The organism is Bifidobacterium sp. MSTE12 (assembly GCF_000513015.1).
GTDB classification, from domain to species: domain Bacteria; phylum Actinomycetota; class Actinomycetes; order Actinomycetales; family Bifidobacteriaceae; genus Bifidobacterium; species Bifidobacterium dentium.
Genome location: NZ_AZYA01000034.1, coordinates 312,784 through 332,864, shown reverse-complemented (window position 1 = coordinate 332,864; position 20,081 = coordinate 312,784). Strand labels below are relative to the sequence as shown.

The following is a 20,081-nucleotide window of genomic DNA, read 5'->3' as shown; positions in this document are numbered from 1 at the left end:
CTTCCGGTGGGAGGGCACCTCTTATTTTGTTCATCGTTGCGCATATCTTGAACAATCGCTTCCACAATACAGGCAGGGAATAGGATAGTCATATGACATCACGGCGCATTCCGCTGGTCGCGGGCAATTGGAAAATGAACTTCGATCATCTCGAAGCCACCTATTTCGTACAGCAGTTGGCCTGGAAACTGCGCGACGTGCATTTCGACCATAAACGCTGTGAAATCGCCTTGATGCCATCCTTCACTTCATTGCGGAGCGTGCAGGTGCTGGTGGAATCCGACAACCTGAAGATTCGTTATGGGGCGCAGGCGGTGTCCGTTACGTCGCAGGGGGCATTCACCGGCGACGTCTCCGCGGATATGATTGCGCATCTTGGATGTTCGTATGTCATCGTCGGCCATTCCGAACGCCGCAAATACCATCCGGAGGATGATGCGAATATCGTCGATCAGGTGCGTGCGGTGCTGGCGGCCGGCATGCAGCCCATCCTGTGCGTGGGCGAAAGCTATGAGGAGCGGCGTAAGGGCATTGAACTCGATTTCGCCGTCGGGCAGGTACATGACGTTACGCGTGATCTTTCCGATGAGGAAGCCTCCCGACTGATTGTGGCCTATGAGCCGGTCTGGGCCATCGGTACCGGCATGGTTGCCACGCCGCAATCCGCGCAGGATGCGGCGAAGGCCATCCGGGATGATCTTACGGCGACGTTCAGTGCCGCGGTTGGCGATACGGTGCGCATTCTCTACGGCGGATCGGTGTCTTCCAAGAATGCGGTCGAGCTCATCGGAGAACCGGATGTCGACGGATTCCTCATCGGCGGCGCCGCATTGAAGGTGGATGAGCTTACCAAAATCTGCCGTTTGACTCTCGAAGCGACCGCCTAGAGAGGTGTATTCGCCTTCATGATCCAATAGGTGTGGTCAGTATTCGATTTTCTCAACACCATGCGGTATTGTTGGCAACAGTGTTTACGAACTGGAGGTTCACTCGTGTCCGCTATGGCCATCGTCAAGCTTGTGCTACAGATTGTTCTTGTTATTTTCAGCTTGTTGCTCACCCTGCTGATTCTCATGCACAAGGGTAAGGGTGGCGGCCTGTCCGATATGTTCGGCGGAGGCCTTACCCAGAATGCAGGTTCCTCCGGTGTGGCCGAAAAGAACCTGAATCGTTGGACCGTCATCATCGCGTTGCTGTGGGTGGCCATCATCATCGCCCTCGGTTTGATGACGAAGTTCAACCTCATCTGAAACGTTTGCATGGTTTCGGCCCATGATCGGCATACGGTCATGGGCCGAAATTCGTTCTGCCTCCCCACGATGGATAAAGGACTGACTGACATGGCCTCTTCGAAAACCGGACGCGCTCATGCGACTACCATGGTCGTGGCCGATCTTGACGGTACATTGCTGCATGATGGCGAGACCTTCGAGGAACGTTTTCTGACGCAACGTTCCATCGACAGCATCAACCGGCTGCATGACGCCGGCATGACGTTCGTGGTCGAAACGGCACGGCCCGTCAGTACCGGATTGCAATTCGTGGATAAGCTGCCGGTCGATGCCGTCGCCTATCTGAACGGCGCCCTGATCGACTTCAACCCCGCCGCTTCGGATTATGAGATGCTTACTTCCGGCATACCTCCGAAAGACGGCCATCTGATGAAAATCGGCTTCTCTTCGCGGCGCGCTTGCGAAGTGTGCAGGTATCTGCTTGAGGAGCTGCCCGGCATGGAAGTCGGCATCGTCATGGATGATGTTCGGTACACGAATTTCGATGTCACCAAATATTGGAAGACGCAGACCTGGAGGTATACCGACTTCAATGATGTGCCTGAAGGCATCGCCGACAAGCTGATACTGTTTCCGAATCCGGAACAATGGAATCGTGTGCGTGAACTCATTCCCGCGGATTTTGACGTGCATATTTCGGAGGGATCGCTGTGGATGCTCATGAGCCCGGACGCCAATAAGGAACATGCCTTGAACATTCTGGCCGATCATTTCTCCACGCCGTTGTCACAGACGGCTTCATTCGGTGACGATTTGGTCGACATTTCCATGTTGCAGCAGTCGGGCAGGGGAGTGGCCGTGGCTAACGCCAATCCCGATGTGCTGAGGATCGCCGATGAGATTTGCCCGTCAAATAACGATGACGGTGTGGCGCAGTGGATCGAGCGTCATCTTCTGTGAACCCTAGCGGATTGCACCGTCGGACGAGCTATAGATTGAACTTCCAGATGATCCGGTTATCAAGGAGACACATCGCAGATTGAACTTTGGAGGTTTTTCTTCTGACGTGGTGCTAGACTTTGAACCAGTGCTTGATTGAAATTGAACTGGAAGGATCGGCATGACGAATACATCATTTTCCGTCCGGCTGAGCAGCGCCATGGCGCTTCGCAGGGTGAAGCAAATTGATTTCGTACACGCAGCTGAAAAGTTCAATATCAAGCTCGGAAAAAGCCACATGAGCCAGTATGTGAGCGGAAAAACCGTGCCCCGTGCTGACATCGCCCACTTTCTTGCGGCGTTCCTGCAAGTGAACGAGCAATGGTTGATGGGAGAAGACGTGCCGATGGATCAAGATGTCACCGCTTTGCCTGAGCCGGTTCCTACCGGTACCCATCATGATGATGCCGTGCCAGCGCCAACGCAATCAGCAGAAGGAAGAACCATGCGTACCTTTACTAAATCCCACAAGCTTGACAATGTGCTCTACGATGTTCGTGGTCCGGTTGCTGACGAGGCCGCACGCATGGAAGCCGCTGGAACGCATATTCTGAAACTGAACATCGGCAATCCCGCTCCGTTCGGATTCCGCACGCCGGATGAGGTCGTCTACGATATGTCGCAGCAGCTGCCGGACACGGAAGGCTATTCGCCGTCGAAGGGTCTGTTCTCGGCGCGTAAGGCCATCATGCAGTATGCGCAGCTGAAAAGCATTCCAAACGTGTCCATCGATGACATCTATACCGGCAATGGCGTCAGCGAGCTGATCAATCTGTCATTGTCGGCCCTGCTTGACAATGGCGATGAAGTGCTGGTCCCTTCTCCAGACTATCCGTTGTGGACGGCCTGCGTAAATCTGGCCGGCGGCACAGCGGTACATTATACCTGTGATGAGGAATCCGAATGGTATCCGGATATTGAGGACATACGTTCCAAGATCACCGATCGAACGAAGGCCATCGTCATCATCAATCCCAATAATCCGACCGGCGCACTGTATCCGAAGGAAATTCTCGAACAGATCGTTGAAATAGCGCGTGAACATCAGTTGATGCTCTTCTCCGATGAGATTTACGATCGTTTGGTCATGGATGGTCTGGAGCATATCTCCATCGCATCGCTCGCGCCGGATTTGTTCTGCGTGACGTTTTCCGGCCTGTCGAAGTCTCATATGATCGCAGGTTGGCGTGTTGGCTGGATGATTCTCAGCGGCAACAAGCGCATCGCCAAGGACTATATCGAAGGTCTGAACATGCTGGCCAACATGCGTATGTGCTCAAACGTACCGGCACAGTCAATCGTGCAGACCGCCCTGGGCGGACATCAAAGCGTCAAGGACTATCTGGTTCCCGGAGGACGGGTCCATGATCAACGCGATCTCGTCTACAACATGCTCAATGAGATTCCGGGCATTACGGCAGTCAAGCCCAAGGCCGCGTTCTATATCTTCCCAAAGATCGATGTGAAGAAGTTCAACATTCATTCGGATGAGCAGTTCGCCCTTGATCTGTTGCATGACAAGCATATCCTGATCAGCCATGGTGGTGCGTTCAATTGGCAACAGCCGGACCACTTCCGCGTAGTCTATCTGCCTCGCATGGGCATGCTGAGGGAAACCATCGGTGAGCTTGCCGATTTCTTCGGTACATACTATCAGGACTGATATTGCAACGGTCCGAATAGCAATTGGCCCCCACCACAATGGATGGGGGCCAATTGCTATCTACCGGATGAACGGAGCGTCAGCGAATGAGTTCAGCCGTTGACGCGGTCGATGCCGGCCTGGACATCGGTGAGGACGGAATCCCAGGACTTGATGAAGGCGGCAACGCCATCGGCTTCCAGCTTGTCGGTGACGGCCTTGAAGTCGATACCCAGCTCGGCGAGCTTGGCCATGATGGCGTGGGACTCTTCGTAGGTGCCCTTGATGGTCGGAGCGCCGTTGCCGTGGTCGGCGAGAGCGTTCAGGGTCTTCTCCGGCATGGTGTTCACGATGAACGGAGCGACGAGCTCGTCAACGTAGACGCAATCGGAGTAAGCCGGGTTCTTGGTGCCGGTGGAAGCCCACAGCGGACGCTGCTTCTTGGCGCCCTTGGCCTCGAGGGCGGCCCAACGCGGATCGTTGGCGAACTTGTTCTCGAACAGTTCGTAAGCGAGACGAGCGTTGGCGATGGCGGCCTTGCCTTCGAGAGCCTTGGCCTCGTCGGAGCCGATCTCCTCGAGCTGCTTGTCGACGGCGGTATCCACACGGGAAACGAAGAAGGAGGCGACGGAACCGATGTGGTTCAGATCGTGGCCGTTGGCGTCAGCCTGGGCGATGCCCTCGATGAAGGCGTCGATGACCTGCTCGTAGCGCTCGAGCGAGAAGATCAGGGTGACGTTGACGGAGATGCCCTTGGCCAGGGTGGCGGTGATTGCCGGCAGGCCTTCGAGGGTTGCCGGAATCTTAATCATGGCGTTCGGACGGTTGACCTTCTCCCAGAGCTCGACAGCCTGCTTCTCGGTGGCTTCGGTCTCGTGAGCCAGACGCGGATCCACCTCGATGGAGACGCGGCCGTCAACGAAATCGGTGGCTTCGGCGACCTCACGGAAGATGTCGGTGGCGTTGCGCACGTCGGTGGTGGTGAGCTCGCGGATAGCGGTCTCAACGTCAACCTTGCCGAGTTCCTTAAGCTGGGCGTCGTACGGGCCGACCTGGCTCAGAGCCTTCTGGAAGATGGACGGGTTGGTGGTGACGCCAACGACGTTCTTGTCCTTGATGAGCTCCTGCAGGTTGCCGGACTCGATACGGGTGCGGGACAGGTCGTCCAGCCAGATCGAGACACCGGAGTCAGAGGTGCGCTGAGTTGCTTCAGTCATTGTTGTTTCTCCTTGATACCTATTTGGATCAAATCTTGTGTTGTTCGGTGAAAGGGGAGGGATACGGGCTTCGTATCCCTCCCCGATGCGTCACTTGGCGGCTTCGACTTCGGCGATGGAGGCCTTGGCGGCTTCCACCACATGCTCGGCGGTGATGCCCAGATCGATCATGTTCTGAGCGCCATCGCCCTGCAGGCCGAACTGCTCGATGGAAACGGGCTTGCCGTAGGAGCCAAGGTACTTGTACCACGGCATGGCAACGCCGGCTTCGACGGAGACGCGGGCCTTGACGGAGGCCGGCAGCACGGCTTCCTTGTACTCGGCGTCCTGCTCTTCGAACCACTCGAGGGACGGCACGGACACGACGCGGGCCTTGACGCCTTCACCGGCCAGAGTCTTGGCGGCGGCAACGGCCCACTGAACCTCGGAACCGGTGGCCATGATGATGACATCCGGAGTGCCTTCGGTGTCGATGAGCACGTAAGCGCCCTTCTTCACACCTTCCTTGGCCTTTGCCGCGGTCTCGGCGAGGACCGGGACACCCTGGCGGGTCAGGACCATGGCGGCCGGGAGGGTGTTCTTCTTCTCGAAGAATGCACGGTAGGCTTCGGCGGTCTCATAGGCATCGGCCGGACGAACGACCTCGAGCTGCGGGATGGCACGGAAGGATGCCAGATGCTCGATCGGCTGGTGGGTCGGGCCATCCTCGCCGACGGCGACGGAGTCGTGGGACCACACGTACAGGTTCGGGATCTCCATAAGGGCGGCCAGACGCACGGCCGGGCGCTCATAGTCGGAGAACATGAAGAAGGTGCCGCCGAACGGACGGGTGTGGGAGCCCAGCAGGATACCGTTGGTGATGGTGCCCATGGTGAACTCGCGCACGCCGAAGTGCAGCTGACGACCGTACTTGTTGCAGTTCGGCCACTGCTTGGTGGCGCACTCCTCCGGAGCGAAGGTGGCGGCACCCTTGAGGTCGGTCTTGTTGGAGCCACCGAGGTCGGCGGAGCCGCCCCAGAGTTCCGGCATGACGGCGGCGATGGCGTTCAGCACGGAGCCGGAAGCTCCACGGGTCGCGACACCCTTGCCAACTTCGAAGGTAGCCTCGAGGTCGTCGATGGCCTTATCGAAGCCTTCCGGAAGCTCGCCGGCCTTGATGCGGTCGTACAGGGCGGCCTTGTCCGGGTTGGCCTTGCGCCATGCGTCGTACTTTTCGTCCCATTCCTTATGGGCCTCGAGACCGCGCTCGGCGACCTTGCGGGCGTGAGCCAGGGCTTCTTCGTCGACGTGGAAGGATTCTTCCGGATCATAGCCGAGCAGCTTCTTGAGACCGGCGACGGCCTCGGCGCCCAGCTTGGAGCCGTGGGAGGACGGATCGTTGGTCTTGCCCGGGGTCGGCCATGCGATCAGGGTGTCGACCTTGATGAGCTTCGGCTGGTTCGGGGCGGCGGCCTGGGCCTTGGCGATGGTCTCGGCCAGACCGTCGACGTCCTCCTTGTAGGAGCCGTCGGGCTGGATGAAGCTGAACTCATCGGTGTACCAGCCGTAGGCCTGGAAGCGCTTGAGCACGTCTTCGGCCAGCACCAGGTTGGTGTCGCCTTCGATCTGGATGCGGTTGGCATCGAAGATCACGGTCAGGTTGCCCAGCTGCTGGTTGGCGGCGAGGGATGCGGCTTCGCCGGAGATGCCCTCTTCGATATCGCCTTCACCGCAGATGACCCAGATGTTGTGATCGAACGGGGATTCACCTTCCGGAGCCTGCGGATCAAGCAGACCGCGCTCGAAGCGCTGACCGTAGGCAAAGCCGATGGCGGAGGCGAAGCCCTGGCCCAGCGGACCGGTGGTCATTTCGATGCCGGGGGTCAGGCCGTATTCCGGGTGACCCGGGGTGCGGGTATCGGCGCCGCCGCGGAAGTTCTTCAGGTCGTCCAGGGTCAGGCCGTAGCCGGAGAAGTACAGCTGAACGTATTGGGTGAGGGAGGCATGGCCGCCGGAAAGGATGAAGCGGTCGCGACCTTCCCACTTGGGATCATTCGGATCGTGCTTGATGAAGTGCTGGTACAGGGTGTAGGCGATGGGCGCCAGGGAGACGGGGGAACCCGGGTGGCCGTGTCCCGCACGCTCAACCGCGTCGGCCGACAGGACCTTGGCCATCTTGATGGCGCGCTCGTCCAGCTCGGTCTCCTTGAATTCGGTCATAGGATTACTTTCCTTCCAATTGGTCGGGCCGCGTATCCGGCTTGTGCCGAGCGCTTGACGCCCTCACATTGCGTATCCCATAGTAGCGATGCGCGATGACGTAGCAGTGATATTTTGGCGTGTTTTGGTAAGTTGTGTTCTGTTAGCGTTCACAATGAACATTTCCGTGCATTTGCACTGTTCGCATTGGGAATGCGCCGGTTATTTGAGAAGAACGGCTGCGGAGACGCAGCGGGGCTGTACTCTCGAAGCGAACGATTAGCACTCCCGGCCGAGGAGTGCTAAAACAATAGGAGTGTCGTAATGATGAGGCGGTGCGTTTCGATCCCGTTCGGCCGTGCCGCGCACACTCATGTCTTATATACCAAGGGGGCGCGCATGACGCAGTCGAGACGCATGCTGGTGTTGCGTGCCGTAGTCGAGGACTATATTCGCTCGCAGGAACCCGTTGGATCGACCACGCTGACCAGAGATCATGATCTGGGCGTGAGTTCGGCGACGGTGCGAAACGATATGGCCGCACTGGAGGATGAGGGCTATCTGATTCAGCCACACACTTCGGCGGGCAGGATTCCGACGGAAAAGGGGTACCGTTATTTCGTGGATCGGCTGGCGACCGTCATGCCGCTATCCGAGGCGCAGCGTCGAGGCATCAACAGCTTTCTGTCGGGATCGGTCAACCTTCAGGACACGTTGCAGCGTGCCGCACGTCTGCTGGCACAGATCACCGGGCAGGTGGCCGTGGTCGCCGCGCCGTCGTTGTCCAAATCGATGCTACGGCATGTTGAAATCGTGCCGGTCTCCGTCAATACGTTGCTGGCGGTGGTCATCACCGACACCGGGCGCGTCGCCCAGCATATTCTAAACGTCGCCGAACTGCCGGATATGACCGTGCTCGCTCATCTGGTCAATGAGATCAATACGCAATGCGCAGGGGTCTCCCTGGCCCAGACCGCCGACTACGTACGCCGTATGGGGCCGCGTGATGCCTATCGTTCCATCAGCGCCTTGACGGAGACGCTGGCGCAGGCCTTCGACGGCATGGCGGATGATGAGCGTGCGGGTGAACTGTACATGGCTGGCACGTCGCGGCTGGCGCATCAGCATACCGTCGCCGATCTGGCGCCGCTGTTCGACGCACTGGAGGAACAGGTCGTGCTGATGAAATTGATGAGCTCGTTGAGCGAGACCGCGCAATCCGCCGGGGTGGGCGTGGCCATCGGTTCGGAGACTCATACGCCGGGACTGCTGCACGCTTCGGTGGTCACCAGTGGCTATGGCCGTACCTCCGCCGGCAATGCAGGTGGTATGGGCACTGACAATCGCAGTGAAATCAACGATTTCGGCGACGAAATTCAGACGGAACCCGTCACCGAACCGGTGGCATTCGTCGGATCCATCGGGCCGACGCACATGGATTACGTGACTACCATGGCGGCCGTCAGAGCGGTCGCCCGTTACCTGACGGCGTTTCTTGCGCACGATGAGCGCCATACCAACGACTGACCCCGCCTTATGGCACAATGGCACGCGGAACCAATAGGGAGAAAGAGCGACTGTGACGGATTACTACGAAGTACTGGGCGTTGACCGATCTGCCAGTGATGATGAGATCAAAAAGGCCTATCGCAAGATGAGCCGCAAATATCATCCCGATATCGCAGGTCCGGAATTTGAGGACAAATTCAAGGAAGTCAACAACGCGTACGAGGTGTTGTCCGACCCGCAGAAACGACAGATGTACGATGCCGGCGTGGACCCGAACGATCCGAACGGCGGCGCAGGAGGCTTCGGAGGCGCCGGTTTCGGGGATATGGGTGACTTCCTGAACATCTTCACCGGCGGTGCCTTCGGCGGTGGTGCCGGAGCCGGCCCGCGTCCGCGTACCCAACCTGGTCGAGATGCCTTGGCCAGTGTGACCATCGATTTGAAGACGGCCGTGTTCGGCGACACCGCGCATGTGAGAATCAACACCTTCGGCCTGTGTCAGGAATGCGCCGGTACGGGTTGCCAGAAAGGTACCCAGCCGACGCAATGCCCCGAATGCCATGGCAAGGGCTTTGCGCAGCGTGTAGTCAGGACCATGCTCGGCCAGATGATGACCACCGCCCCCTGCGAGCGTTGCGAGGGACACGGCACCGTCATCGAAAATCCCTGCCCCTCCTGCCTGGGCCATGGTCGTGTGCGCACCACGCGCAATGTCGGCGTCTCCATTCCCGCAGGCATCGGCAACAATACGCGTCTTCGACTCGCCAATCAGGGCGAGGTTGGCGAGAACGGCGGTGTCGCCGGCGACTTGTATGTCGATGTGCGCATCTCGTCGGATGATACGTTCACCCGTGACGGTGACGACCTGCATTGCTGGATTCAGGTGCCCATGAGCTGGGCCGTATTGGGGCATGACCTTGAAATCGACACGTTCGACGGACCGCAATCCGTCAGCGTTCCGGCCGGATGCCAGCCGGAGGATACCGTGACCCTGAAGAATCTCGGCATCACGCATATGAACGGCAACGGTGACCGTGGCGACCTTGTGGCGCATGTCGTGGTGCAGATTCCGACCAAGCTCAGCGACGACGAACGTTCCCTGATGGAACAGTTCGCAGCCAGCCACGATGCTGGCGCATCCCATGTGCCGCAGAGCTCTCGTCCGACCGTGGGCGCGAAGAAGGGCTTCTTCTCCAAGCTCAAGGATGCGTTGCGCTAGACGATCGCTCCGCTTGAGACCCACACATCGTCAGGGTGTTTCGAATCATATGCTTCGAAACACCCTTTTTCGTTAGTTCGTCATCGCACGGCTACCGCAGCAGGGCACGGCACATGGCGCGATATTGGCTGACATATCCGCCGCCGAAAAAGACGCAATGCCCGGCGATCGGATACAGCTGCCATAATGTGGTACGTTCCTGCCAACCCGCCTTGAGCGGGTGTACCGACTGGTAGCCGTCCAGAATTTCGGTGAGATAGGACATGCCGAAAAGATTGAGCATGGCGAGATCCTCTTCGCGATGGCCGCCATGCGCGGCGGGATCGATCAGCACGGCTTCGACGGAACCGGAATCGGCGGTCCACATCACGTTGCCACTCCACAGGTCACCATGTACGCGTGCGGGCTTATCCGCGGCCGCACGACCGAGAATCTCCGGGAGCGCCTGAATCACCTCCTCGGTCAGGTCCATATCGGCATCGGTGAGCTCTCGTCGACGAATGCCAAGTTCGACCATCGGGCGAAGACGGCCTTCCGCCAGATAAGTGGCCGGATCGGTCCACGTACCGCAATCCATAGGCACCGGATCCTGCAGCGGTCCGAAATAGCAGGTACCCATGTAACCGGCGGGAGCCGAACCGAAGAACTCCGCACCGGAATCATGCATGCGGGCCAGTGCGGCGCCGAAATCGTAAGCGGCCTTGGGAGTGGGGGAACAGGAGTTCACGCGTTCGATGTCAAGAAAGTCCCTGCCCCACTCATAGACCTCGACCACGCGGGGGCCACCCTGGGCGTGCGCTGCGCCAAGCCATTGAAGGCCACGACCTTCGCATTCGAAGAAGCCGTCCGGGCTGAATGCCCTGCTCTTGCGATATTTCTCCATGTCGTGCTCCTTGGTACCACATTGCTTGTGATTGACGGTTCCCATTGTGTGCGCGGATTGAGACAACCCTGTGAAATCGATGAGAAATTTAGGCACCATTCGCTACGCTGGTGCTCGGAAAACAGACGAACACATAAAGAGGGTTCATGAATTTCTTCCAAGCGATTTTCCTAGGACTGGTGCAGGCATTGACCGAATACCTGCCGGTTTCCTCCAGCGCGCATATCCGCATCGTCGGTGATCTGATGTTGGGGTCCGACCCCGGCGCGGCCTTCACCGCCATTATCCAGATCGGTACTGAACTGGCCGTAATCCTGTACTTCCGCCGCGACATCATTCGTATTCTTGGCGCCTGGTTTGGCTCCCTGTTCGGCAAAGAGGGCAAGGACTTCAAGAGCCGTATGGGCGCGCATAACCGTGACACCCAGATGGGCTGGTTCATCATCCTTGGCACCATGCCGATCCTCATCGCCGGCGTGTTGTTCAAACATGTCATTGAAACTTCACTGCGCAACCTGTGGATCACCGTGACCGTGCTGGCACTGTTCGGCGTGCTGCTGTGGGTGGTCGATGCCCGCGCCAAGCAGATCAAAACCATGGAGGAGATGACCTGGAAGGACGCACTGGTCTTCGGCATCGGTCAGATGCTCGCCCTGATTCCCGGCGTTTCCCGTTCCGGAGGCACCATCACCTTCGGCCGCGCCATGGGCTATACCCGTGAGGCCGCCGTGCGCGTGAGCTTCCTGATGGCCATTCCGGCCGTATTCGGTGCGGGTATTCTCGAAGCCGTCTCCGCAGTCAAGGATGTGGCTGCGGGTGATGCGGGCATGTTCCCCGGCTGGGGTGCCACCATTGCCGCCACCATCGTGGCCTTTGTCGTCGGCTATGTGGTGATCATCGGCTTCCTGAAGTTCGTGTCCACCTTCTCATACAAGGCCTTCGCCATCTACCGCATTGCGCTTGCCGTGGTTGTGGCGTTGCTGCTGATCTGCGGCGTCATCTCCCCGTTGGAGATGGCCGCAGCCTGATCGTACCGCGCTACGATTCTCGGATACGGGTGGGTCCCTGCCGTCCTAACGATGGCAGGGACCCACCCGTATCCGTATCCTTCGCCATTACGAATGGCGAATCAGTGTTCGGCGAAAGGCTGATTCCTGAGAAAAGCCTCGGCCTCCTGAATCAGCTGCTCGCATGCGGGAGTGCCGTTCGATGCGATTTCCCGGGCTTTGACGTTGAGATCGTATTCGCGTTCAAGTTGTCTGATGTAATCACCGGTATGCATGTTTTCGACCATGTCATCGGCTTCTTTGCGCCATTGCATGGCCTTATTGGCGAGTTCTCCCTCATTGAGGGGTTGTTTCAGCAGAATGGACAGCGCGTGAACCAGCTCCAACGTGCCCTGCATGCATTCGACGTTATTGAAATATTGCGGCACTGATACCCACATTGACGTGGTGGAGAAACCGTTGTCGGCGGCGATCGCGTCGAGGATGTTGGGAATGCCGATCGGGCCATTGTACTTCTTGTCGAGCTCGCATTCGCAGTCACCCTTGGAGATGTCCAACGGAAGAGGTCTGGTATGCGGACAGTCGGCGAACATGGAACCTAGGGTGACGATTTCGTTCACGTCATAATCCTCGGCTATGCGCAGCGTCTTCCGGCAATATTCCTCCCACCGGTAGTTCGGTTCCGGAGCTATTTGCGCGAGAAAGTGCGTCTCAGGGGAAATGGTGATGTCGTAAAAGGTGGTTTGCGGCCAGATGATACGCCTGCGACCTTGTACCGAACAGATCATCGGACGGGCGACCTGATAGTCGTAGAAACCTTCGTCGTTGATATGCCGGATTTCCTGCGAATCATATCGTGAGACCAGGTGTCGAATGACGTTCGTAGCCGCTTGGCATGCATCGTTCCATCCTTCGAATGCGGCAAGCATTACTGTCTTAGGCATTGTTGGCTCCTTCACACATAGCATTAATGTAGCGCGAAATCGTGGGGTGACGAAATGCTTATGCCATCGGTGAATAGCCTGAAATGCAAGGATTTGCGATTCTTGATCATGCCGTGAAGGGTGGTATTAGGGATAGCGGGTTTCGGCATACGACACGCTGACTTGCAAATCACACGGATGTGGTTATAGTAGATACTCGTGCTCAGGCAGTGATACTGCCGGTATCATGCGGACATAGCTTAGTTGGTAAAGCGCAACCTTGCCAAGGTTGAGACCGCGGGTTCGAGTCCCGTTGTCCGCTCGAAGGTTCCGAATTGATGTCAACCTTTATGGTGGGTTAGCCAAGCGGTTAGGCAGCGGCCTGCAAAGCCGTATAGACGAGTTCGACTCTCGTACCCACCTCTCATGAAACAGAATCGTATGTTCTGCGGAATGGTATGACCCGGGCGGTTGGCGCAGAGGTAGCGCACTTCCCTGACACGGAAGGGGTCACAAGTTCGAATCTTGTATCGCCCACTGGAGTTTGACTCCATATAAACCAACATGGGTGATTGGCGCAGCGGCTAGCGCACTTCCTTCACACGGAAGGGGTCATAGGTTCGATTCCTATATCACCCACCATGAAGCCGTCCGTATGGACGGCTTTTTTGTTATTGGATTGCCCGAGGCCCGTGACGGGGCGTGACCATACGGCAGCGGCGATGCCGACGCAGGCCTCCACGTCGCCGCGAGTCTGTGGAACATGGCGGTCAACTGATATCTGGATAACGAGCCAGTTTTGCGCAATCTCAAGAATAACCGATGAAAATACAAGAAATCGAACGAGGAGACCATGACTTTCACTGAGCGGGCCTCTATAGTGGACAACGTACACAACAGAAGATAGCAGGACGCAGGGTGCGTCACAGAATAACAGCAAGTAAGGAAACAACATGAACGACAACAAGATTTTCTCCGCCATCAAGCGCGGCTTCGAAATCAACGGTCTGATGGCGGTCAACACTCCGTCCGCAGGCAAGGCTCTGCACGAGCTGCTCAACAACCGCTGATCAGGCCCCGCGAGCAAAGCTTTGCGACGCAATCGCTATCGTTAATCGCAAACAACAGTCTTTATAGGAATTGAGGAATACAACATGAATAAGAACAAGATTTTCTCCGCCATCAAGCGCGGCTTCGAAATCAACGGCATCAACACCCTGTCCATGGCCGCGGGCTCTCCGTCGGTCAACAAGGCTCTGCAGGAGATGCTGGATCAGCGCTGAAACTAAGCGCACCACCTGTTAACAAACGCCTGGCGGCATATTTTCCATGTCGTCAGGCGTTTTTTCATGGTTTGCCATGGTTGGTGACATTAGAATGGACGATTATGAACGAATCGTTGAATCTCAACCAGCCTGTCAACGCCATGGGGCCGAATGAATTGGAGGCCTATGCCGCATTGGGAGACAGACAGCATGATGAGGCGAACAAGGAGCTGGAACGCCGTTGGCGTAGCTATGACGATATGCTGCCACATGACGAATTCGTGTCGATCATAGACAAAGCCCACGCATGAAAGCAGTGTATGATTCGTGACCATGGCCAAGACAATACCGGCTATATGCAAAGGGAATGTATAGAATGGCGAATATGACTGATCCGATTCCAAGCGCAGGCGAAACGACCATCATCGGTCTTCCTGCAATTACTGTACCGGTAACCTCCACCGGAGACCGTCCTTTGACGAAGGAGGACCTCGATACGATCATGCGTCTGTCCGATGGCACGGCGCTGTTGATCTCGACTAGGGGAGCGGTTTCCGGTTCGCGTTATCTGCTCGACGAAGATGAGATTACCGTGGGACGTGATCCGCGTGCGGACATTCTGTTGGATGACTCCACGGTTTCGCGTTCCCATGCCGTGTTCCGCAGGGTCAATGGTGCATATTCCGTCATTGACGCCGGTAGTCTGAATGGCACATACGTAAATCGTCAACGTGTCGATCAGAAGCAGCTGAACAATGGCGACGAGATTATGATCGGCAAGTTCCGTCTGGTCTATTTCACCAACTCCGCCGTCATTGCCTGATATTCCGCATGATGCGGGATAGACTGTGAACAGCGGCATCGCGCCCATGGGCTTCGTATGAATCTCATGGGCGTAGCAGTTCATAGGGAGAATACGATGAGTGATGCGGAGTCAACAATGCAGTTGCATCTGCGCGCGCCCCAAGCGGTGCAGGGGGAGTTGTTTCCTGCAACCGACACGCAGAACGTTACACGAGGCTATCGCGGTACCGTGGCGTCGAAAGTTGCCGGCATCACCTATAGACAGCTTGATTATTGGGCTCGTAAGCAGATCGTAGAACCATCGATCACGCCTTCGCATGGATCCGGTTCACGGCGTCTGTATTCATTCAAGGATGTGGTGATTCTGGCGGTCTCCAAAAAACTGTTGGATGCCGGCATCAATCTGCAGAACGTGACCACGGCCATTGGATTCCTGACACAGCGTACGATCGAGCAGCTGGAAGGCATCACCATCATGTGTGACGGTCAGGAAGTGCATGAATGCACCACCAGCGAACAGATGATCGAACTGTTGCAAAGCGGCAAGGCGATATTCGGTGTGTCCGTAGGCTCGTTATGGCGTCAAATCAAGAATGCGCTGGATCATGAGGAATATGTCGACCTGACGAAACTGCAGACCAGTACGGATGGCAAGCGACCGATTGATGACATCGCGGCCATGCGGATGCGGAAAAAACTTGAAGCGCAGCGTAAGGCCAGGGCCGCCAGTGGCAGATAGGAATTGCCGGGAGTCGTGTAAGACCGCGTGTGTAGGATGGCATCCTAGGCGATCGAAAGTTAATGGAATAATCATCAGGGGAGTGACGCATGCTCGATATTCTGCCGGTCTTGCTTTGGGTCATCGCCGCCGTCATTGCAGTGAACATATGTTCGATCTGTTCGATTCGTGGAGGCTTTTTTTCGCATAAGGAACGTCCGGTATATCCGGTGCGATGGTCGATCATCGGATTGCACTTCGCGTCATTGGTGCTCGGAGCATTGCCGTATCCGCTGTATTCCTTGTTCGAGGAAAGTATGTCGATGCGATTCCGGCGTTTCTACGAGCATATGGGATGGCCGTCGGCGGTGGTCATGATCGTGCTGATAGCCGCCGAGCTGGTGTTCATGTACCTACAGGCCAGAAAAGGCATGGCGAGCGAAATGGAACGCAAACTCAACCGGATCGGCGAGTCTGACAACGAGTCCGAATGATGATGACTACGACCGTGAGGCCGAAATCGAAAAACGCCCGGTTATGCCAGGCGAAGCCCAAAAGGGGCGGGCCGATATAACCGGGCGGCGTTATGTCAGGGCAGACGGAAATTATTTTCTGACATAACGTACATTATCGGGAGTATGAGTTGAAGTATTCCTCAACGGCCTGCGCCAACTCGTCCACGGTATCGATGATGCGATACACGCCATGCTCCTGCAGTTCTCCGGATTCAGCGTAACCCCAACCGCATCCCAAGCAATCCAAACCGCATGCCTTGGCGCCGTCGGCATCGGTCCAGCGATCGCCGACCATCAAGGCTTTGTCTCCGGCGGATTCGTCGTACCCGATATGCTCGAACGCCCAACGGATTACCTGATCCTTGTCGAGACGCGAATTGTCCTTGCTGGCTCCATAAATGCCATCGACCATGGTGTCGAGATGGAAATGCTCGCAAATCGGAATGCACTGGTACTGCGGCTTGCAGCTGGCGATAATCAGACGATATCCGTCCGCACGTAGCCTGGCAAGCTGTTCGGGAATGCCTTTGTAGATGGTGTTGTTGAGACGTCCCGGCACTTTCTGCCCTGGGTTGTTGGGATCATCGAATACGGCTTCGTCAGCGTAGTATTTGCGATAGACGGTAACGGCCTTATCGAGTTCGTCGTCCGGAACGCCGTTACGTTGCATGGATTCGCTGATGGCCGGGCCGATGAAACGTTGCAGCTCGTCGGCATCGGGAACTGGATATCCCATTTCTTGGAAGGCCTTGACCACGCATCCGATAATGCCCGGATCGGATTTGGTCAACGTGCCGTCGAGATCGAGCAGTACGACTTTTTTCGGATGTTCAGACATGAGGTTTGTTCTCCTCTGATTCCTTGATTTCATGTGATACCGGAAATAATTATGCCCGGTCGTTATGACCGGGCAAGGTGTTCATGTGTTGTTCAGCTTCAGGTCACTCGTAATCCGGGAACCAGCCGTCACGATGCATCTGCAGCCGCTTCTCCAACAGGGTCTTGAGCTCGTCCTCGCTACGACGTTCCAACAGCATATCCCAGTGGGTACGGGTCGGTTTGCTGATTTCATCGGCCTGACGATCCTCATCGCCTTCACGGTGCGCCACAGCACCGCAACGGCACTCCCATTCGTCAGGCACTTCGGCGCCTTCGGCGAATGGCAGAATGGTTCGGTGACCTTTCGGACATACGTATGCGATGTCGTTGCGTGCCGCGAAATCCACGTTGTCATCGGATTCCAGCGATTTTGCGCCGATGCTCATGCCTCGCAGACTGCGTTCTGCCATTTGCCTTTGCCTCCTTGGATTGTTGCTCTGTCTACGCTACAGAACAGTTCGGACGTGTCGATTATTCCAACAACCGGTATGCAAACGGGCGTCAGTCGACCCCTGAATACGCGACGACGCCACGATTTACGGCTTCCATCGCCTGTTTGGCCACCAGCGCCAACGTTCCGGCACGTTTCGTCAGATATGGTTCGGCGACGGCGATTTGCTGAAGTACATCGGCCAAGCGCTTGCAATTACGCACGAAATCGCCTCCGGTCAGATCGGTGCCGTACAACACGCGCGACAGACTTTCACCCTGAGCCCATTCGTAAACGATGTCAGCGATGCCGAAATCAAGCTGCCGGGGCTCTTCAAGGGCATGGTCCTCGCACATCATGGCGATCTTCGCGTGTACGCCGCGCAACTGTGCCGCGCAGACGGCAACGTTGCCTTGGATGCCACCGGGGTAACGGCGGGGCTCTCCCCCGCTTCCCCCACGCGCTTCATAGATGAGCGACGACAGGACGCTGGCCAGTTCCGGCGCGTCAAGCCCGTCGAAGGCTCCTTCGTCGATCGCTTGCGCCAACACCAGATCAAGTTCGCTGTACAGATGACGCAACAGTTGGCCGCGCTCGGTCAGTAGGTAATCCGCATGCCGTGATTTGTCCGAATCACGTTCCAAATAACCGAGTTCCTCCAATACGGTGCAAATATGGTCGAACTGCCGTGCCACCGATCCGGTGCGCGATTCATAACGATGCCGCACCCGTTCCAGTTCGCGCATTTCACGCGACCAACGATGCCCCCATTTGAGATGCTGCTGCAGATCAGGGCATTTACGGCATGGATGATTGCGATCCAATTCACGCATTGCCGCGATTTTTTCGTCAAGATCCATGAACGCCTGGCTGCGTTCGCTCTGCGTGCGGAAAACCTCATGCTTGAGTCGGCGCCGTTCATTCTTTTCCAGCTCGCTTAGCCGCATACGCAGACGCATGAAATCAGCAAAATCGCCGAATTCACAGGTAAAGGCATGTTCGTACCCCTCAAGAGCCTTCTTCAACGTATCCATCTGGGCTTCGAGTTGCCATGCCGATTCATTGGCCTCCCATTGCGCGAATGAATGGTCAAGGGTGATGCGGGCCGTTTCATAGTCACTGGAATTCAGCAGGTTGACGGCCATGTTGAAAGTCGGACGGAAGCTGGAATGCAACGGGTACACACGTTTGCTGGACAATGCGGCGGCGGTGGCCGGCACGAAACCGCGATGGTCGACAACCACGGCATGGCCGATGGTGTCGATGCCACGACGTCCCGCACGTCCGGTCAGCTGGGTGAACTCCCCCGGCGTAAGCCCGACGTGCCCGGTGCCGTCGTATTTCTCAAGTTTCTCGACCACTACGCAACGCGCCGGCATATTGATTCCCAAAGCCAGTGTCTCCGTGGCGAACACCACTTTGACAAGACCTTCCTCGAACAAACGTTCGACAATCTGACGGAACAAGGCGATCATGCCGGCATGATGCGGTGCAAATCCTTCCTCCAAGGCAAAGCGGAACTGCGAAAAATGCAGAGCCTTCAAATCCTCTTGGCTGAGCTGTCCATCGATCATCTCATCGACAATGCGCCGAATGCGGCGCACCTCACCGTTGCTGGTCAGCTCCAGACCGGCGTTGATGCACTGTTCGACGGCCTGGTCACAGCCATTACGGGAGAAGATGAAATAGATGCCGGGCAGCATATCGAGAAAGTTCAGCTCGTCCACTACGGCCCAGCGTTTGGGAGTATGCCGCTCCACCTTATGTGAGGATTCCCGGTCATGCCACGGGCCCTTCCCCTTGCCCTTACGTCTCTCCGGACGTTGCGCCCCTTGCCTGCGTGCTGCCTGACGATCGAGCTGATCAAGGCGGTTCAGCAGTTGCGCATTGAGCTTGACTGTCTGATCACCATGCGCATCACGACGGTACAGATCAATGAGCTCCGGTTCGGTCCGGTCATCCGCCTGCACAAGTACATGTTGCTCCAACGGAACAGGACGCTTTTCCGAAACGATCAGTTTGGTGTCCCCTCGCACCGAGACGATCCAATTGGAGAAGTCCTCCACATTCGACACCGTGGCGGAAAGACCGATGATTTTCACGCTTTGCGGCAGATGGATGATCACTTCTTCCCATACCGGTCCACGGAATCGGTCCGCAAGATAGTGCACCTCATCGAGAATCACGTAACGCAACGCTTCAAGCGTCATGGAGTGTTCGTACAACATGTTGCGCAGCACTTCGGTGGTCATGACCACGATATCGGCCTCGGAATTGATGGACGTATCGCCGGTAAGCAGGCCCACCCGATCCTGCCCATACTGATTCACCAAATCATGATATTTCTGGTTGCTCAGTGCTTTGATCGGCGTGGTGTAGAACGCCTTGACATTACGTTCCTGCGCCAGATAGATGGCGAAATCGGCAACGACGGTCTTGCCCGCACCCGTCGGGGCGGCAACCAGCACATTGCTGTCGGCTTCCAGCGCCTCATTGGCTTCCATCTGGAAATCGTCAAGCTCGAATGGCATGGATTGCGCAAATCGCGTAGCGGCCATACCCTGCTTGCGCTGGGTCTGCTTGAACATGGCGTAGCGCTGTGACGGTGACGGTTCCACGGTCGCATTGGTGCTGGTGACATCCATGGAACCGTTACGCCGG

Annotated in this window: 19 protein-coding genes and 4 tRNA genes; 16 read left to right on the top strand and 7 right to left on the bottom strand. The window is 56.9% G+C overall.

Annotation, left to right across the window (positions count from 1 at the left end; genetic code table 11):
- Positions 1-92: 92 nt before the first annotated feature.
- From tpiA to HMPREF1494_RS08070, 4 genes are all read left to right on the top strand, one after another.
- Positions 93-887 carry a triose-phosphate isomerase gene (gene tpiA / locus HMPREF1494_RS08085; RefSeq protein ID WP_003841753.1) on the top strand — a complete coding sequence of 265 codons (795 nt, stop codon included), beginning with the start codon at positions 93-95 and terminating at the stop codon, positions 885-887.
- 114 nt (positions 888-1,001) lie between these two features.
- Complete coding sequence (secG, locus tag HMPREF1494_RS08080; protein ID WP_003840168.1) at positions 1,002-1,250, top strand: preprotein translocase subunit SecG; 249 nt, start codon at positions 1,002-1,004, stop codon at positions 1,248-1,250.
- A gap of 90 nt (positions 1,251-1,340) precedes the next feature.
- Positions 1,341-2,192, top strand: coding sequence for an HAD family hydrolase (locus HMPREF1494_RS08075; RefSeq protein WP_012902143.1), 852 nt, complete (start codon positions 1,341-1,343; stop codon positions 2,190-2,192).
- Between the two features lie 160 nt (positions 2,193-2,352).
- On the top strand, positions 2,353-3,894 hold the full coding sequence (locus tag HMPREF1494_RS08070) for an aminotransferase class I/II-fold pyridoxal phosphate-dependent enzyme (RefSeq protein WP_080822305.1): 1,542 nt from the start codon (positions 2,353-2,355) through the stop codon (positions 3,892-3,894).
- 92 nt (positions 3,895-3,986) lie between these two features.
- Here HMPREF1494_RS08070 and tal read toward each other — a convergent pair whose 3' ends face one another.
- Both tal and tkt read right to left on the bottom strand, forming a co-directional pair.
- Entirely contained in the window at positions 3,987-5,090 is a 1,104-nt protein-coding gene (gene tal / locus HMPREF1494_RS08065) for a transaldolase (protein ID WP_003840161.1), read from the bottom strand.
- A 90-nt stretch (positions 5,091-5,180) separates the two neighbouring features.
- Positions 5,181-7,289 (bottom strand): transketolase, encoded by a 2,109-nt coding sequence (tkt, locus tag HMPREF1494_RS08060; protein ID WP_034521838.1) that lies wholly within the window; start codon positions 7,287-7,289, stop codon positions 5,181-5,183.
- Between the two features lie 378 nt (positions 7,290-7,667).
- Between tkt and hrcA the strand changes: the two genes are divergently transcribed.
- Both hrcA and dnaJ read left to right on the top strand, forming a co-directional pair.
- A complete protein-coding gene (hrcA, locus tag HMPREF1494_RS08055) occupies positions 7,668-8,795 on the top strand; it encodes a heat-inducible transcriptional repressor HrcA (RefSeq protein ID WP_171843643.1) in 1,128 nt (375 codons plus the stop codon).
- Between the two features lie 52 nt (positions 8,796-8,847).
- A complete protein-coding gene (gene dnaJ, locus HMPREF1494_RS08050) occupies positions 8,848-9,996 on the top strand; it encodes a molecular chaperone DnaJ (RefSeq protein ID WP_034521831.1) in 1,149 nt (382 codons plus the stop codon).
- 91 nt (positions 9,997-10,087) lie between these two features.
- Here dnaJ and HMPREF1494_RS08045 read toward each other — a convergent pair whose 3' ends face one another.
- Positions 10,088-10,924 carry a fructosamine kinase family protein gene (locus HMPREF1494_RS08045; protein WP_081724130.1) on the bottom strand — a complete coding sequence of 279 codons (837 nt, stop codon included), beginning with the start codon at positions 10,922-10,924 and terminating at the stop codon, positions 10,088-10,090.
- Positions 10,925-11,025: 101 nt separating this feature from the next.
- Between HMPREF1494_RS08045 and HMPREF1494_RS08040 the strand changes: the two genes are divergently transcribed.
- The gene (locus tag HMPREF1494_RS08040; protein ID WP_034521823.1) at positions 11,026-11,907 is read left to right on the top strand and encodes an undecaprenyl-diphosphate phosphatase; all 882 of its coding nucleotides are present in this window, start codon (positions 11,026-11,028) and stop codon (positions 11,905-11,907) included.
- A gap of 101 nt (positions 11,908-12,008) precedes the next feature.
- On the opposite strand, the gene HMPREF1494_RS08035 is transcribed toward HMPREF1494_RS08040, so the two are convergent.
- The gene (locus tag HMPREF1494_RS08035) at positions 12,009-12,830 is read right to left on the bottom strand and encodes a PAC2 family protein (protein ID WP_003841745.1); all 822 of its coding nucleotides are present in this window, start codon (positions 12,828-12,830) and stop codon (positions 12,009-12,011) included.
- Positions 12,831-13,058: 228 nt separating this feature from the next.
- Between HMPREF1494_RS08035 and HMPREF1494_RS08030 the strand changes: the two genes are divergently transcribed.
- The 9 genes from HMPREF1494_RS08030 to HMPREF1494_RS07995 all read left to right on the top strand — a co-directional run bounded on the left by HMPREF1494_RS08030 (position 13,059) and on the right by HMPREF1494_RS07995 (position 16,090).
- Positions 13,059-13,131 (top strand) — tRNA-Gly (locus tag HMPREF1494_RS08030).
- 30 nt (positions 13,132-13,161) lie between these two features.
- Positions 13,162-13,232: transfer RNA gene (locus HMPREF1494_RS08025), tRNA-Cys, on the top strand.
- 42 nt (positions 13,233-13,274) lie between these two features.
- Positions 13,275-13,346 (top strand) — tRNA-Val (locus HMPREF1494_RS08020).
- Between the two features lie 29 nt (positions 13,347-13,375).
- A tRNA-Val gene (locus tag HMPREF1494_RS08015) sits at positions 13,376-13,451 on the top strand.
- A 512-nt stretch (positions 13,452-13,963) separates the two neighbouring features.
- Positions 13,964-14,092: a hypothetical protein gene (locus tag HMPREF1494_RS11895; RefSeq protein ID WP_003840145.1), complete on the top strand. Its 129-nt coding sequence runs from the start codon at positions 13,964-13,966 to the stop codon at positions 14,090-14,092.
- A gap of 104 nt (positions 14,093-14,196) precedes the next feature.
- Positions 14,197-14,385: a hypothetical protein gene (locus tag HMPREF1494_RS08010; protein WP_003840143.1), complete on the top strand. Its 189-nt coding sequence runs from the start codon at positions 14,197-14,199 to the stop codon at positions 14,383-14,385.
- 74 nt (positions 14,386-14,459) lie between these two features.
- Complete coding sequence (locus HMPREF1494_RS08005) at positions 14,460-14,897, top strand: FHA domain-containing protein (protein ID WP_033488966.1); 438 nt, start codon at positions 14,460-14,462, stop codon at positions 14,895-14,897.
- Positions 14,898-14,993: 96 nt separating this feature from the next.
- On the top strand, positions 14,994-15,617 hold the full coding sequence (locus HMPREF1494_RS08000; RefSeq protein WP_012902150.1) for a MerR family transcriptional regulator: 624 nt from the start codon (positions 14,994-14,996) through the stop codon (positions 15,615-15,617).
- An 89-nt stretch (positions 15,618-15,706) separates the two neighbouring features.
- Positions 15,707-16,090, top strand: coding sequence for a hypothetical protein (locus HMPREF1494_RS07995; RefSeq protein WP_034521818.1), 384 nt, complete (start codon positions 15,707-15,709; stop codon positions 16,088-16,090).
- A gap of 133 nt (positions 16,091-16,223) precedes the next feature.
- Here the strand turns inward: HMPREF1494_RS07995 and HMPREF1494_RS07990 are convergent, their stop codons facing one another.
- The 3 genes from HMPREF1494_RS07990 to HMPREF1494_RS07980 form a co-directional block, all read right to left on the bottom strand.
- Positions 16,224-16,949, bottom strand: a complete 726-nt coding sequence (locus HMPREF1494_RS07990; RefSeq protein WP_034521815.1) for an HAD hydrolase-like protein — start codon at positions 16,947-16,949, stop codon at positions 16,224-16,226.
- Between the two features lie 103 nt (positions 16,950-17,052).
- Positions 17,053-17,400, bottom strand: a complete 348-nt coding sequence (locus tag HMPREF1494_RS07985) for an RNA polymerase-binding protein RbpA (RefSeq protein ID WP_003841738.1) — start codon at positions 17,398-17,400, stop codon at positions 17,053-17,055.
- Positions 17,401-17,491: 91 nt separating this feature from the next.
- The gene (locus HMPREF1494_RS07980) at positions 17,492-20,065 is read right to left on the bottom strand and encodes a DEAD/DEAH box helicase (protein ID WP_396334918.1); all 2,574 of its coding nucleotides are present in this window, start codon (positions 20,063-20,065) and stop codon (positions 17,492-17,494) included.
- Positions 20,066-20,081 lie beyond the last annotated feature (16 nt).